Genomic DNA, 15885 nt, shown 5'->3' with positions numbered 1-15885 from the left:
TTGAATGATTGGAGGCTCATCGAAAAAGGCTGACGTCAGTCAGACGTTTCGATGAGCTGAAATCACTTCAAGGCTGCTCTTGCGAACCCGACTACACAGGGTGTGAGACTTGGCGGTTAGGCTTGGATGATTGGAGCAAGTAAGGATAAGAGCGAAGGATTCGCTCGTTCCTTACTTGTGAAATCACTCCAATCCTGCCAAGTCGAACCCGACTACACAGGGTGTGAGGAAGCTGTGCGACCGAGCCCGACTAAACAAGGGTATGGGACGGACTAGCGTGCCTCCCTCGCAAGAACAAGCGAGCTAACTCTAAGCGAGCTTGTCAAACAATCATTCATATTTAAGCACATGAGCGGTTAGGCCTGGCCCAACCGCTCAATTTTTGCTTATAGATATTGTTCTAAAATTTGTTCCAATTTTTCTTTTGGTGTATAACCAATTAAGGTTTCAACTGCTTCGCCATCCTTCTTAATAAGAAGGGTTGGAATCGACATAATGCCAAATTGACGAGCTGTTTCTTGGTTTTCATCCACATCGACCTTAGTGAATTTGACTTGGTCGCCCATTTCATCATCTAATTGTTCAATGACTGGACTTTGCATCCGGCAAGGGCCACACCAAGTTGCCCAAAAGTCAACCAGGACCAGTCCGTCTTGAGTTTCTGCTTCAAAGTTTGCATCAGTTAGTGCTTGTACCATAAGATACCTCCTTGGTATTTCTTTGCTAGTGTAAATTTAGTATAACATAGGCTGCTGTTTTTTAGATAAGTTTTGCCTGGATTTAGTCTTCCTTAAACTTGACAATGGTCGCACCGTTGCCGCCCATATTATAGGGAGCAAAGTGGAAATCCACCACCCGAGAATGGCGTTTGAGATAGTTTTGCACGCCCTTGCGCAAGGCCCCTGTACCATGACCGTGGATAATCGTGACCTGGCCATAATTAGCCAGGAGCGCAGCATCAATATAGGCATCCAAACGTTTCATGGCATCATCATAACGTTCTCCTCTTAAGTCGAGACTGGATGACACTGACTTAGCTTTAGAGGCTTTAACACTAGCTCTAGCTGGCTTATCTGTTGCTGCCTGCTTGCTCTTACGGAGAAGTTTGAGATCCTTGCGTGGCAGGGTCATCTTCAAGATCCCCATCTGAACTACCCATTCATCGTCTTCCCTTTCTTCCATAACGACGCCTTCTTGACCATAAGGAATCACCTTCACTTCATCGCCAACTTCTAAAGTTTTAGCCGCCTCTTGGGCCGCTTTTTCTTTTTTAGCCTTCTTAAGTACTTTATTCTGCTGCAACTGCTGTTCTTCGTAGGTTAAATCGTCAAGAGCTTTCTTTTTATCAATCATCTCGTGCTCTTTGACCTGTGACTTACCCTGGTCGAGCTGCCATTGGCGAATATCTTGCAGGATTTTATCGGATTGTTTCTTACGTTTTTCCACAATCTCATTGGCTTCTTTTTTAGCCCGCTGCAGGTATTTTTCCTTATCTTCCCGCATGGCTTGGTAGGCTAATTTTAAATCATGGAGGAGGTCGTCGGCCTTCTGCATGTTCTGATTGAGTTGCTTAGACTTGCGTTCAAACTTCTGCCGCTGTTCATCCAGAGAGAGGAGCATATCATTAAGATTGTGGCTATCGCTAGAGATATAGGAGCGAGCTTCTTGGATAATATCTTGGTCGAGTCCCAAACGACTAGCGATATCGATAGCATTAGACCGTCCGGGCTCCCCAATCAAGAGCCGGTAAGTGGGACTCAGAGTCTTCTCATTGAATTCGACACTGGCATTGATGCTGGCTGGGTGTTCGTATGAGAAGGCTTTAAGTTCTGGATAGTGGGTGGTTGCCATCACCTTGGCTTGACTATCTGATAAACGGTTCAGGATCGCCATGGCCAAAGCTGCCCCTTCTTGAGGATCTGTCCCAGAGCCCAACTCATCGACTAAAACCAAGCTTTGGCTATCCACTCGCTCCAAGATCTGAATAATATTGGTCATATGCCCAGAGAAGGTACTCAAGTTCTGTTCGATCGACTGCTCATCACCAATATCAGCGAAGATTTCATCAAAAACTTCAACCTTTGAACCTGGTTTAGCCGTAATAAATAGCCCAGACTGAGCCATTAACTGAATCAGACCTACTGTTTTAAGGGTGATGGTCTTCCCACCTGTATTGGGTCCAGTGATAATAATCATTCGATAGTCCGAACTGAAGTAAATATCGTTGGCTACGGCCGTATCGACATCTAGGTAGGGATGGTAGGCTGCTTTAAGGGCAAGCTGGTCCCCTACTTGTGCAAGTACAGGTTTACTGGCCTGGTAAGCTTTAGCCAATTGAAATTTGGCATGGATAAAGTCTAAATGCCCGAGCAGCTCGTTATTGGACGCTAAATCCGCTAGAACGGGGACTAAGTTGGCACAGAGTTCAGCCAAAATCCGCTCAATTTCTTCCTTCTCTTCTCTTTTGAGAGCCTGCAAACGGTTGTTGCTTTCCACTACCACTTGAGGTTCAATATATAAGGTTTGTCCACTAGCACTCTGGTCGTGAACGATCCCCCCAAAGGCATGGCGGTAGGAATGTTGGACAGGGAGAACATAGCGGTCATTTCGAATCGTTACCAGCTGGTCGCTCAAATAGGCGCTTTTATTGGATTTAATAATTTGGTTCAGCTGGCGGCGAATATTGTTCTCCTCGTTGTGGAGTTGGCGGCGGATCTGCATTAAGCGGCTGCTTGCTCCATCCTTGACAGTACCATCAACTTCAATGGCCGCTTCCAAGGCCCGTCTCTCTTCCGCCAAAGCGATTAACTGGTCCAGGTAAGTTTGGATCCATTCAAAGGCTTCCTCCTCTTCCTGGAGCCGCCCCTGGAAGTTAAGCAAGCCCTTAACTAGGGTCAATAGCTGTAGAATTCCTGCTAGCTCTTGGCCATTTAAAGAAGCTTGGATCTCCAGGCGCTTTAAGCTAGGTCGAATATCGTTCACCCGACCCAGTGGCATTTCCAAGGTCAAGGCATCCAAGCGGCAAAATTCTTCAACTTCATCAAGCGCTTGTTGGATTTCTTTTCGATTTGTCATGGCTGTAAGAGACTGGCTCTTCTCGCTAGCTAGCGGGTGTTGGCAATATCCCTTAACCTCCTGACGAATACGGTCAAATTCAAGTGTTTCAAATATTTTATGATTCAAACAGAGCATCCTCCTTCGCTAAAACTAGAGATTTAGAGCTAATCCATCAAAAATAAAAGCAAATATCCACTGACTTAACAGGGGACTTTGAAATAAAAGTCTAGAAGCCAAGAAATCGTCGCCTAAAAATGACTGCACTTGTGGGAGCCCTATAAAAGTTAGCAGCTGTAAGCTGAAAAAAATTAAAAAATAGCTATCTAGCAAGGCATAAATCCCCACTAAGCTGAGCTGGCACTTGGTCGGCTGCGCCCTCTTCTGACTCGTGGCATGAACAAGTAGGGGTCTAATTAAGCGGCGCAATAGAAATAAAGTAAAAACGAAAACGAAACAAAAAGCCGCTAATCTGAAAAAGGCTGTATCCAAGTTAGGAATCAGTTCTCTTGGATAAAAAGCGTAAGTCGTATCTAAGTCATGGCCTGGCAGAGGGAGGAAAAGTTCCAAGGGACCTAGCAAACTCGGGCTCAAAAGACGAGCAAGGGTAAAGGCCAAGCCCAAGGTCAAGGCATAGCCCCATGCTCCCCAGCCTCCCAATAAATAGGATCTTCGATAATAGGCTAAGCCCTTGATCAAACTAAGCAATAAAAATAAGATAAGAATCATAGCCAGATGCGCTCCTTTGCACTAGTGGCGGCGGGTCTTAGTCAAGCCTCCCTGCTTGCGATCCGATGAAGTGCTCGGGTGACTTGCTGTCGTTTCTTGGCTTTGGTCGTGACGATCGACTGGACTGGCTGAGTCAGAGGCTTCCCGCTCTTTTAACAAACGTTGAAAGGCTTTGGCAAAATTTTTATGGAGAAAATGAATTTCTTCTTTTAACGCTTTGACTTCAGCTTCTAACCCTCCAATATCGCTGGCCATTTGTTGGCTTTGCTTGCGACTCTCGGTTGACAGCTCGAGATCTAAGCGGTCGGAAATGGCATTGACTGCCGCTAAGAGAGCTTGTTCTTCAGTTGAGATAGCATAATGGCTAGCCTGCATCTCCTTCATTTGTTGGTTAAGAATTTCAACTACCTGGTCGACATGCGCACGCGACTTGTCGCTGACAATAGTATAGTCTTGGTTAGCAATTACGACTTGATGACGCATTTTTTTATTCTTCGTCATAGGCATCCTTTCTCTCCTTAACTGGTCATTCTCTACCTATTTTAGCATGAGTCGATTAAAGGCGCTAGTCAGTCGCTTTTATTTCCATTGTATTTATCCCATTAGAAATCTCAGCTTTTATGATTTTTTTTGACAAAAACCAGGCGTTCCATGGTATCATTGAGAACGACATACTAGATGTCAACCGCTTCTGTCGGTTGAATTTTCATCAAGATTGGAGAGAATACATATGACAAGAAAGGTATTGTCCTTTTTTGCTGTTTTAATGACAGTTTTTCTGGCAATTGCAAGTGTCTTGCCCCAGCCAGCCCAAGCTGCTGAGTCTGAAGCTAGCACGCAGTTTAACCAAGAAAAAATTGAACAGGGTTTGGAAAGCCCGGGGATCCTGAGAGTCGGAATGGAAGCTAATTACGCGCCCTTCAACTGGACCCAAACTTCCGATGCCAATGGGGGTTTTGAAATTTCTAACGCAGATGGCCAATTCGCCAATGGCTACGACCTACAGATTGCTAAGCGCCTGGCTGACAAGCTAGGGCTCAAGCTAGAAATTGTCAAACTGGATTGGGATGGCCTTCCCCCAGCCCTGGAATCAGGCAAGATCGATGCGATTATCGCGGGCATGTCCCCGACGCCTGAACGGCTCCGCCAGATCGACTTTTCAGATCCTTATTATAATTCGGATATCGTTGTCGTTACCCGTAAGGACAGCCCTTATGCCAATGCCAAGAGCTTGAAAGACTTCGAAGGCGCCCGCCTTACCGGCCAATTAAATACCTTCCACTATAACTTAATCGACCAGGTGCCAGGTGTTAAAAAAGAGACTGCCATGGATTCCTTCCCTACCATGATCTCATCCGTACTCAGTGATAAGATCGATGGCTATATCTCCGAACGGCCAGGTGCCCTAGCTGCCCTAGCAGCTAATGATGATTTAACTATGGTGAGCTTTGAAGAAGGCCAAGGTTTTGACCTCGGCGACCAATCCAGCTCGATTTCGGTTGGCTTGCGCAAGTCCTCCCCTCTCACTTCAGAGATCAATGCCGCGCTAGCGACTATTTCTGAAGATGAACGGAACCAAATCATGGAAGACATGGTTGATCTCAACCAAAGAAACCAAGAAGCGGGGTTCTGGGGCGAAGTCGCTGGGATCTGGAAGACCTACAGTTCCCAATTCATCAAAGGGGCAGCAAATACCATGTTCATTGCCCTCGTTTCAACCTTAGTCGGCTTCTTTATTGGTCTCTTAGTGGCCATCTACCGGACCATTAAGGTGCCTAAACATAATCGTTTGGGGCAAACACTTTATAAGATCGTTGACTTTATTATCATGGCCTATATCGAAATCTTCCGTGGCACGCCAATGATGGTTCAAGCCATGCTGATCTTCTATGGGTCCAAGCTCTTCTTTAACATCGATATGAGCTCCATGTTTGCTGCCCTACTGATCGTGTCTGTGAATACCGGAGCCTACCTAGCCGAAGTGATCCGAGGCGGGATTATCGGTGTCGACGATGGACAGAGCGAAGCTGCTAAGGCCATCGGGATGAACCATTTCCAAACCATGACCTATGTGGTGCTTCCCCAAGCTATCCGCTCAATCTTACCTGCCCTGGGTAATGAGTTTGTGATTAACATCAAAGATACCTCTGTCCTTAACGTAATCGCTGTAACGGAGCTCTTCTTCGTGACCCGTTCAGCCGCCGGGACAACCTATCTGACCTTCCAAACCTTCTTCATTACCTCAATCATCTACTTCGTCTTAACCTTCACCACGACCCGTATCTTGCGTCTCGTCGAACACAAGATGAGCGGCAGCGATTCCTATACTGTTTACCAATCATCAACAAGTGAGGTGGAAATTCATGACTAATGCAATCTTAAATGTTGACCACTTAAAGAAAGCATTTGGCGATAATGTCGTACTTAAGGATATTGATTTCTCAGTCAGTCCAGGTGAAGTCATTTCCATTATTGGCTCATCCGGATCCGGTAAATCAACCCTCTTGCGCTGTCTGAACCTGCTTGAAGAACCCACTGAAGGAGACATTCGCTTCCATGACCAATCAATTCTCGCCAGCCACTTTGACCAAAATAAATTTCGAGCCAAAGTTGGTATGGTCTTCCAGCAATTCAACCTCTTCAAAAATATGAACGTCCTCGAAAACTGTGTGATTGGCCAAGAAAAAATAATGAAACGCAGCCGCAAAGATGCGGAACAAGTGGCCTTAGCTAACCTGGAAAAGGTTGGCATGGCCCCTTACCGTGATGCCATGCCCCACCAACTTTCAGGGGGGCAGCAGCAGCGGGTAGCCATTGCTCGGGCCCTCTCCATGGATCCAGAATTACTTCTCTTCGATGAGCCCACTTCTGCCTTAGACCCGGAAATGGTTGGCGAAGTTCTCCAGACTATGACCCAGCTAGCCGAAGAGGGACTGACTATGATCGTTGTTACCCACGAGATGGCCTTTGCTCGGGACGTCTCCAACCGCATCTGCTTCATGGATAAGGGATACATCGTAGAAGATGGCGAACCTGACCAGGTGATCAACCACCCTAAACATGAACGAACTAAAGAATTCCTAACCCGCTATTTAGCTGAAAAATAAGAAAAATTGGCAGTGCCTAGTTTAAAAACTAGGACTGCCAATTTTTTATTTGGAATATTTAGCTTCAATTTTGGCGAACCACAGGGAGAAAATCACCCCTGCAACCAGCATTAAAACAGATAAAAGTAAGTTGGAGAAGAAGCTCAATCCAGAAGCTGCCAGACCTTCCGCGGTGAAGGTTGGAAAGACGACAGTCGGGAAGATAGCCAGTGAAGACCCGATGACTGTTCCTAAGATAAAGTGGTACATTTTGGAATAAAAGTGGGCAAAGAGCCAATTGGCGACCTTAGCTAGAGCCAATACACAGATTAAGCCCCCTAAAGCGAGAGGAATAATCACTGAGAAATCTAAAGCGGCGATACCTGCAGACATCTTCTCATAGAGACCAAAGTAAATCAAAAAATTACTTGGACTCATCCCCGGTACAATGACACCTAGACCAATTAAGGCCCCAGACATTAACCAGACAAAGAAATTCGGTTCAACCGCTGTGAGCGCGCTCCCACCGACAACCATGAGCAAGAAGAGTAAGACCGCACTGACCCCCATAATAGCCAGGTCAGCTGTTGATCGCCCTTCTTCCCCAGCTTGCCGGTAGAGGGAAGGGAAGGTACCAATCACAAAACCGATAAATAAGCAGGTAAAGAGCCCTTCATAGGCTCCAAAGGCTTCCTTAACCACAAAGGAGAAAAGCAAGATCCCCAACACAAAGCCGATCCCAACTGGAATAAAGTAGCGGACATTCTGCCAGAAATTCTTGGTTAGGTTACCTAAAAAACTCAAAATTTCATCATAGAGCCCAAAGATAACTGCGAGAACCCCGCCCGATAGGCCAGGCAGGATGCCACCGATTCCAACTAGGGCACCTTTGAATATCCTAAAAAACCAATCTTTAGAAAATAAATCATTACTTACTTCTTGATTTTTCACATTTAAACCTCCATAATCTTTCACTTAACTTCTCAATTATACATGAAAGCCAGATAAATTTAATTAAAGAAGACTAAAATTTTATAAGCTAAGAAAAAACTCCCCTCCCTAGACCTAGGCCTAGGCAAGAGAGTTCAAAAGGCAGGCTTAGCGGACACCTCCGCCGCTGCCGCCACCGAAGGAACCGCCACCTCCTCCGATACTAGTAAAGCCGCCGCCCCCAGAGCTAGAAACTTCGCTCATACTCGTTGCCTTCACATAAGACTGGTTGATGGACCGGCTGATCCAGTAATAATTCATTAGAGGGACTTGGTTGAAGCTAGAATACTGGTAGTAGTTGGGATAAACTTTTTCAAATTCCTTTTCTACTTCTTCCAAGATCCCATAGGCGCCGGCATAAAGCATCATTTGATCCCAGAGACCAACTTCTTTAGCCCCTCTTTCATTGAGCAAGGAGTAATCGGCAAGATAATTCTTAAAGCCTACGACTTGGTCTCTAAAGACAAAACCTTGATCAGTCAGTGGCAGGTCTACCAAGTCATCCGCCTGGTCGCGTTCCGTCTTTTCCTTGGCTGCTTTAGCTCGTAATGACTTCAAATAGCCAGCTTCCTTCAGATAGGACTTACTGTGGGTCTTCATCTTGGCCAAGGCTTGGATGAATTTTTCTGGGTTATTCTCCACATAATGGCTGAATTCTGCCTGGCTGAGCTGGTCTCTCTTACCTTGAGCCTTAGCCATCAGCTGGTAAATACTCCCAGCTGGTCCAGATGGTGTCTGGTCAGCAACTAGGCTAAAGAGACTCTCTTCCTTGCTTCTAAAGAGACCAGATTCTAGGTTAGTCTCTATCAGTAAGGCCCCTGAAGCAACAAGGTCAAGCAAGGCAACGGTGAGATAGTTTGCCTTGAGGTCTTCAACTTCCATATCTTCCAATAAGGCATAGATTTGATAGACATCCTCCGCCGGCGTTTCCCGGTGGTAGTGGCCCTTCAAACGCTCTTCTGCCTGGGCCATGGTCGGATAATAACGAGCTTTCAGTTTACGCTGCTTGTAGATATGGTAAGCGCCCATAGCTCCAGATACTCCGACAAGAGCAAGACCCGCTAGGATGATTTTCCCTAGATGGCGGTCCATAAAGCGGTCAAAGGCTGAGGGACCTTTGGCATTCAAACTACCGGTTTGGAGATCTTCATAAGTAGCTTCCGGGTCGTAGTCCTCATAGTTATAATCGCTGCCCTCAAAAGCGGTCTTGAGATAGTCTTCAAAGGACTTGTCCACTTTGAGCCCAGTCTGATAGGTCCCCGCCGGAATACGGAGGAGAAGGGTTGCATAATTAGAGTCATCGAAATCTCCCTGACTGCTAGCTATGATCTTGCCGTTTTCAAAGGAGAGTTTCCCCCTAAAACCAAAGGCCCAGGCCCGATAGTTATTCTCTAAGGTCAGAGGCTCTAGGTCTGACTGCAGACTAATCTTAATTTGCTCTGGAGCTGGCGACATAGAGTCATTGACCAACTTCCAGAAGACCATCTGTTCGGTCTGGCTCTGAGCGACAAAATTATTAATTTGATAGGAGATTTCATAAGTATGGGAACCATAAGAACCAATTCCCCAGTTTAATTCCCCTTCTGCTCGACCATAATGGCCTGACTTCTCTTCTTGGGAGGCTTCCACATCCCAATTTTCTCGGTAGGTCAAAGGCTGGCCGTCAACTTTAACTTGGTAATCGACGAGTTCTTGGTCGTCCAGCATGGTCATTGGTTTATAGAGCTCCGTCCCCTCATCGACAACCATATCCCAGACTTCTCGGATCCTGGCACTGCCATCTGGCTGGAGGGTCACGTCAACCTGGATCCCCTTATTCTCATTGGCCCAGACCATTTCTCCAGGCAGGACCATGACAGTAAGGATAAGGCTGACTAAGAAGAGGAGGAAGCGCTGGTGTCCAGGCTTTACCATTGTGGCATCTCCGCCTTGTCAGGACTAGACTTAAAGTAATCCTTAGCCTGAAAACCAGTTAAGTTGGCAATAATGGAATTAGGAAAGACCTTGATCAAGCGGTTAAACTTAGTCACCATGTCATTAAAGACCATACGCGACTGGCGGACATTGTTTTCATACTTGTCGACGCTCGACATGGTCTGTTGGTAAACACCTGATGCTTTAAGATCTGGGTATTGTTCGACTACCACGTCAATGGCCCGCATGGCTCGTTCGAACTGGGCTTGGTCTTCTTCGATTTGACTGACACTCGATTGGCGGCTGACCCCAGATCGTTCGTGGACAATTTGCTTCAAAGTGTCCGCTTCGTGGCTCTGATAGGACTTAGTCGCTGAAATTAAATTGCTCAAAGCATCCCAGCGCGATTCCACTTGAGCCGCAATTTGGGCCATGGCATTGTCTACCATTTCAGCTGTGCCAATCATTTGATTATAACGTCCAATCCCCCACACCACAACTAGGGCAATAAGTGCTAAAACAACGAGTCCAATTATCATTCCCATAATGATCCTCTTTCTATTTTTAACGTTCAGGTAATTCTTGTACTTCGATCACTTGTAACTTGCCATCTGCGACCGTAAAAATAATATTCTGTTCATAATAACGCATGCCATAACGCTTCTCTTTATGTTGTTGGTAAGCTGGGCGGGGATCCAAGGCTAAGGCCTGGTAGGCACCCGGTCGCTTATCTTCAGGAATCTTTGCTAATTCGGCTGGCGGAAAATTAACATCTAAGCGCTCAAAATTTGCTTGGTCGACGAAACCCGAAGCCGCTTGGCTATGCGAATCTGCTTCAACTGAGTAAGGTTTAATATCGTATACCGGTGTTTCAGACACCATATCCACCCCTTTGACGTAGAGAACGGGCCCCTTGTCTTGAGTCCACTCAATCCGGTCTAAGCGAACAGAGGACAAGCCTAGACGGTTAGGGCGAAAGGGAGACCTCGTCGCAAAGACACCCAAGCGCTGGTTGCCACCGAGTCTAGGTGGACGCACCGTCGCTTTGGTCTGCTCAGCTGCCACTTGAGAAAAGCCCCAAATGAGCCAGAGATAATCAAAGTCCTCAATGCCCCGGATATAGTCCTTCTGCCGGTAAGTTGGAGTAAATTCAATCCGGCCCTCCAAATCAGTCGCCAAGGAGCTCTGTCGGGGGGTCCCAAATTTCTCTTTGAAGGCTGTATAGATGTAAGCGATTGGTTGAATTTCCATTCTGATACTCCTTTACTTGGAAAAAAGGGCTGGGCCTCAGTGCCCAGCCCTTATGTGATGGCTTATGAATTTGCAATTTCATTGTAGGCAACCGCAATTTGGGCACCTAAAACCGCATTGTTATAAACCAATTTAATATTGGCATCTAAGCTGCGTCCATCTGTTAATTCAACAATCTTAGCGAGTAAGAATGGCGTAGTATCCTTTCCTTTAACACCAGCTTCATCCGCTTCACGAATGGCTTGGTCAATAATTTGATCAATTTCTTCGTGAGGAATTTCGTCTTCCTTCTTAATTGGGTTAGTTACCAACATCCCTTGCCCCAATTCAAGATCATGAGAGATCTTCATCATACGGGCAATTTGTTCTGGAGAATCAGCCCGAGTGTTAAGCTCATAGTCAGAGCTTGAAGAGAAGAAAGCGGGAAGTTTATCTGTTTGGTAGCCAACCACTGGCACACCCTTTGTTTCAAGGTATTCCAAGGTTCTTGGTAGGTCCAAGATAGCCTTAGCCCCAGCACAAACAACAGTTACAGGGGTTTGACCAAGTTCTTCCAAGTCAGCCGAAACGTCCATGTGTTCATTGTAGCCGCGGTGAACCCCACCAAGACCGCCTGTTACAAAAACATCGATGCCTGCCATGTGGGCCCCAATCATAGTCGTTGTTACGGTTGTAGCACCGAGACCGCCCTTGGCAATAACTTCTGCCATATCTCGGCGTGAAACTTTCGCCACGTCTTTTTCACTGGCCAGACGCTCCAAGTCTTCTTCAGTCAAGCCAATTTTGATCTTGCCATCCATAATCGCAACGGTAGCTGGGGTAGCTCCGTGGTCACGGATAATTTGTTCCACTTGCTTAGCCATTTCCACATTTTGTGGGTAAGGCATGCCATGGGAAATAATTGTCGATTCGAGAGCCACAACTGGCTTCCCTGCAGCTTGTGCTTCTTTCACTTCAGGACTAATTGATAGATAAGTCTCTTTCATATATACGCCTCTTTCCAAGTATTATCAGCTTAAGAATAACATATTTTTCTAACAAAAACCATTATAATTCCTTCATCTGATAAGGATAAGGGCAAGTTTTCCAACTTTTATTTCGGCTTATAAGAGTTCTTGACGCAGGGTCTGCCCATCTTTAGCTGAAAGATAGGCAGGTGCAATATCGAAGACGGTCTTGGCCCCGTATTGCCCCTCTTTAGCTAAGCGGGCTGCAGCCCTTGCATAGGCCACATTAACCGCCGCCGTAAATTCTGGATTGGAGTCCAGTTTGAGGGTAAAGTCATAGACCTGCTTTTGTTCAGGGCTCGTTTGTCCCTGGCGGATAACCGTCCCTCCATGTGGAATCCCTGAATGGTCACGGTCTAATTCTTCTTGGCTGATAAAATGAACGTCCACTTGGTCATAAGGGGCAAAGTAGTCCGGCATGTTGACAATTTCTTCTTTAACTCGACCGCCATCGGCACCCTCTTCTAAGACTGCATAGACTAAACGACTGTGGGCTGTGCCTTGCTTGTAGTCAATGCTTTTCCCAGCATGGAGAGTTTCAATCAGGTCTTGGTTAGGGATAGTGTATTGGACAGCATCCTTGACGCCCTCCACCCGGCGTACTGCATCCGAGTGGCCCTGGCTGACCCCCTTGCCCCAGAAGGTATAGGTATTGCCTTCAGGGAGGATAGCCTCACTGAGTAAACGGTTTAAAGAGAAGAGCCCAGGGTCCCAGCCTGTAGAAATCACAGCGACAGTTTGATTCTCCTTGGCTACCTGGTCTATTCGGTCAAAGTAGCTAGGGATTTCTGCATGGTTATCATAGGCATCGACGGTATTAAATTTAGCAGCAAGGGCTGGCCCCTGGTCTGGTATATCAGAGCGTGAGCCCCCGCAGAGGATCAAGACATCGATCTCATCGACAAATTGATCAATATCAGCTAAGGCATAGGCAGGGCTTTCGGTGTCCAATTGTGCTGGGTCGCGCCGGCTAAAAATACCCACTAATTCTAAATCTGAGGCTGACTTAAGGACTGCTTCAACACCACGTCCTAAATTTCCATAACCTACAATTCCAACTTTTGCCATTTTTATCACTACTTTCTATTCATCCATTTCATAGCTGAGATCATTCCGCATCATATCGGCATAAGTCTCCCGTTTAACCGCCAAGCGATCCTTACCATCTTCCACAAAGACCACTGCGGGCCGTCCCATCCGGTTATAGTTAGAACTCATACTATAGGTATAGGCTCCCGTGTTGGGCATTAAGAGCAAGTCGCCAGCTTCCGCTTCGGGCAGAGCTGCTGCCTTCAAGAGGACGTCCCCGCTCTCACATAACTTACCGCCTACCCGGTAGGTCGCTTGAACAGGATCCTTTAGGCGATTGGCTAGTACTGCTTCATACTCTGCTTGGTAAAGGGCAGGTCGGATATTATCGGACATCCCGCCATCCACAAAGATAAAGGGCAGACCTGCTTTTGTCACTTTAACTTGACCGACAGTATAAAGGGTTGACCCGCTGGCATTGATCAAAGAACGTCCCGGCTCAATACTGATCGCTTGGAGCTCGCTTAAGCCTTGCTTAGCAGCTTCTGTCTTAATATATTTAGCATAGTCGCTTAAGAAGCTTGCATAGTCAAAAGGCTGATCACCTTCAGCATAGTAAACACCGAAGCCGCCACCCAGATTCAACTCCTGGACCTTCATTCCGTAATTTTCAGACATTTTCTTAGCAAAAGAGATGACACTTTCAGCTTCTTCAAAGAAGAAATTTCCCTTGAGAACTTGAGAGCCAATATGGCAGTGGAAGCCCGCCAAATCAACCTGGGGATCAGCTAGCATATCCTGGATCAGGCCTTCAATTCTAGAATCCGTCATCGACATCCCAAACTTAGAATCTTCCGTGGTGGTTTGGATGTACTGGTGGGTTTCTGCCGCGATGCCTGGATTGACCCGGAGCAGGAGGCGGATCCTTTGACCAGCTTCTGCTGCGACCTCACTAAGATGTTGGTAGTCAGCGATGGAATCCACCACATAGGTACCCACACCCGCTTCCAGCGCCTCACGGATCTCACTAGCCAGCTTATTATTGCCGTGGAAATAGATCCGCTCAGCGGGCATACCAGAGGCGAGAATCGTATAGAGTTCGCCCCCACTCACCGCATCGATATGGAGGCCTAAACTTTTGACTAATTGGACCATATACTTATTCAAAAAGGCCTTTGAAGCGTAGACCACCCGACAGTCCAGTCCATCTACCTGGAAATTATCCTTAAAGCAAGAAATCTTCTCCTTTAAGGCCTTCTGGTCAATAATTTGAAGAGGTGTGCCATATTTTTCTTTTAGTGTTTTAACCCCTATTCCACCAATAAACAATTCATTGTTTTTTTCTTCCATTGTGCCCGTTAAATCCACTCAGACATTCCCCCTCTTATTATTTTCTAATGTTAAAAGATTATCAATTATTTCCTAGCTTGTCAATTCTTAGGGCGGTAAAGTTAGCATCTGCCAATACCGATATAAGATCATTTTCATAATCTGAATTTATGTTTTATCATTTATTCATAAGTTAAACAATAAAAGGACTAGCTCCATGCTAATCCTTAAAGTAAAATTTAATCAAAAGATGAACGATAATGCCGATGACGATACTGAATATAATCGTTCCTATCCAGCTCAGTGGCGAATCAACACCAGGTAGAGGCATATTCATTCCAAAAAAGCCCGTTACAATGGTAGGAATAGTGAGGATAATGGATAGGACAGTCAACACCCGCATGGTTTCGTTCAAATTATTATTTAAGACATTATTAAAAGTCGAGCCCAGTTGTTCCAAGATCTGTGAAGAAAGCTCGGTCATTTCTACCAGCTGCTTGGCTTCGATTTGAACATCTTCTAATTCATCCACTTCATCATCCGTCAAGCCCCTAACGACCCGGCCTAGACGGAATTGTTCAAGAAGTAAGACATTTTGCTTAGCAGAAGTCAGGAAGTAGGCAGTCCCTGTCTCAACGTCAGATAAGGCTAGCAAATTATCCTTGGTTGTCCGCTCCCGCAATTCCTTAGTCAAGCGGTTACGCTCTTGGACCATGGATTCAACAATAGGGAAGTAGGAGGTGGTGATAAAGTAGAGACACTCAAATAAGAAAGAATGAATGGAATAATTCTTCTCAGCCGCTAAAATTTCCCGCATGCCATCTATAATATATTGGTTTTCTTCATTAGAAATAGTAATAATTCGTTGATCCTTAATAAAGAAAGTTACCGGAAAAGTTTCGTTAAAACTATTAGCCAGACGACGCTTGGGCGCATTATAAATGAGAAGCAAACAATCATGGTCATCGTCGTACTCGACCCGGGCCCTTTCGTTGCGGTCTAGGGCATAGGCTGCCATTTCCGCATCGATCCCATAAGTGACAAGGTGTTTTTGTAGGACCTTGGGAGATTCAACCTGGATATTCACCCAAGTATTAGCCTTTTTCGGTCCAAATATTACTTTACCAATCATAGATAGCCTCCCTTACTTATTTGATTATAGCATATCCACCTACTGACAACATCGATAAATAAAAGCGGAGCCAGGACGTAGCTCCGCTTCTTTGACTATTTATTTAGGGATAGAGTTGACGAGCTAATCGCGTGTCTTCACACCCTATGTAGTCGGGTTCGAGGATGCAGAAAGGGCTCCTCTTCGCAAAAGGCCGTCGAAGGCTTGTAGCCTTCTCTCTGCCCTTTTACTCCAGAGCTCCCTTTCTCCCGCATCCTCTCACACCCTTGTATAGTCGGGTTCGACTTGGCAAACTCGGAGTGATTTCACAAGTAAGGAACGAGCGAATACTTCGCTCTTATCCTTACTTGCTCCAATCATCCGA

14 protein-coding genes are annotated in these 15885 nt (G+C 46.0%); 2 read left to right on the top strand and 12 right to left on the bottom strand.

The annotated features are described in order from the left end of the window. Window positions 1–386: 386 nt before the first annotated feature. From trxA to HMPREF3090_RS02050, 4 genes are all read right to left on the bottom strand, one after another. Window positions 387–698, bottom strand: a complete 312-nt coding sequence (trxA, locus tag HMPREF3090_RS02065; protein ID WP_067975842.1) for a thioredoxin — start codon at window positions 696–698, stop codon at window positions 387–389. An 82-nt stretch (window positions 699–780) separates the two neighbouring features. Beyond that, entirely contained in the window at window positions 781–3183 is a 2403-nt protein-coding gene (locus HMPREF3090_RS02060; RefSeq protein ID WP_067975838.1) for an endonuclease MutS2, read from the bottom strand. A gap of 24 nt (window positions 3184–3207) precedes the next feature. Continuing rightward, window positions 3208–3783, bottom strand: a complete 576-nt coding sequence (locus HMPREF3090_RS02055) for a hypothetical protein (protein ID WP_067975834.1) — start codon at window positions 3781–3783, stop codon at window positions 3208–3210. Window positions 3784–3804: 21 nt separating this feature from the next. Continuing rightward, window positions 3805–4266 (bottom strand): cell division protein ZapA, encoded by a 462-nt coding sequence (locus HMPREF3090_RS02050; RefSeq protein WP_168140247.1) that lies wholly within the window; start codon window positions 4264–4266, stop codon window positions 3805–3807. Window positions 4267–4549: 283 nt separating this feature from the next. Here HMPREF3090_RS02050 and HMPREF3090_RS02045 point away from each other — a divergent pair, with 283 nt between their 5' ends. Both HMPREF3090_RS02045 and HMPREF3090_RS02040 read left to right on the top strand, forming a co-directional pair. Beyond that, complete coding sequence (locus tag HMPREF3090_RS02045; RefSeq protein ID WP_230080814.1) at window positions 4550–6154, top strand: ABC transporter permease subunit; 1605 nt, start codon at window positions 4550–4552, stop codon at window positions 6152–6154. Further along, the gene (locus HMPREF3090_RS02040) at window positions 6147–6890 is read left to right on the top strand and encodes an amino acid ABC transporter ATP-binding protein (RefSeq protein ID WP_067975825.1); all 744 of its coding nucleotides are present in this window, start codon (window positions 6147–6149) and stop codon (window positions 6888–6890) included. The genes HMPREF3090_RS02045 and HMPREF3090_RS02040 overlap by 8 nt, the downstream gene beginning before the upstream one ends. 45 nt (window positions 6891–6935) lie before the next feature. On the opposite strand, the gene HMPREF3090_RS02035 is transcribed toward HMPREF3090_RS02040, so the two are convergent. From HMPREF3090_RS02035 to HMPREF3090_RS02000, 8 genes are all read right to left on the bottom strand, one after another. Beyond that, on the bottom strand, window positions 6936–7820 hold the full coding sequence (locus HMPREF3090_RS02035; protein ID WP_067975820.1) for a DUF368 domain-containing protein: 885 nt from the start codon (window positions 7818–7820) through the stop codon (window positions 6936–6938). Window positions 7821–7967: 147 nt separating this feature from the next. After that, entirely contained in the window at window positions 7968–9773 is a 1806-nt protein-coding gene (locus HMPREF3090_RS02030; RefSeq protein WP_070485809.1) for a DUF2207 family protein, read from the bottom strand. Further along, window positions 9767–10318, bottom strand: coding sequence for a LemA family protein (locus HMPREF3090_RS02025; RefSeq protein ID WP_230080815.1), 552 nt, complete (start codon window positions 10316–10318; stop codon window positions 9767–9769). Before HMPREF3090_RS02025 ends, HMPREF3090_RS02030 begins: the two co-directional genes overlap by 7 nt. A 19-nt stretch (window positions 10319–10337) precedes the next feature. Further along, on the bottom strand, window positions 10338–11024 hold the full coding sequence (gene tsaA / locus HMPREF3090_RS02020; protein ID WP_067975813.1) for a tRNA (N6-threonylcarbamoyladenosine(37)-N6)-methyltransferase TrmO: 687 nt from the start codon (window positions 11022–11024) through the stop codon (window positions 10338–10340). A 62-nt stretch (window positions 11025–11086) separates the two neighbouring features. Then, a complete protein-coding gene (locus HMPREF3090_RS02015) occupies window positions 11087–12010 on the bottom strand; it encodes a pseudouridine-5'-phosphate glycosidase (RefSeq protein WP_067975809.1) in 924 nt (307 codons plus the stop codon). Window positions 12011–12127: 117 nt separating this feature from the next. Continuing rightward, on the bottom strand, window positions 12128–13099 hold the full coding sequence (locus HMPREF3090_RS02010) for a diaminopimelate dehydrogenase (protein WP_067975807.1): 972 nt from the start codon (window positions 13097–13099) through the stop codon (window positions 12128–12130). Window positions 13100–13114: 15 nt separating this feature from the next. After that, window positions 13115–14410, bottom strand: coding sequence for a diaminopimelate decarboxylase (lysA, locus tag HMPREF3090_RS02005; protein WP_230080816.1), 1296 nt, complete (start codon window positions 14408–14410; stop codon window positions 13115–13117). Between the two features lie 199 nt (window positions 14411–14609). After that, window positions 14610–15521 carry a magnesium transporter CorA family protein gene (locus HMPREF3090_RS02000; protein WP_067975802.1) on the bottom strand — a complete coding sequence of 304 codons (912 nt, stop codon included), beginning with the start codon at window positions 15519–15521 and terminating at the stop codon, window positions 14610–14612. Window positions 15522–15885: the final 364 nt, after the last annotated feature.

This window comes from Aerococcus sp. HMSC23C02 (assembly GCF_001806805.1).
GTDB classification, from domain to species: Bacteria; Bacillota; Bacilli; order Lactobacillales; family Aerococcaceae; genus Aerococcus; species Aerococcus sanguinicola.
Note: the sequence above shows the minus strand (reverse complement) of the source record. Positions and strands in the feature narration are given on the sequence as shown.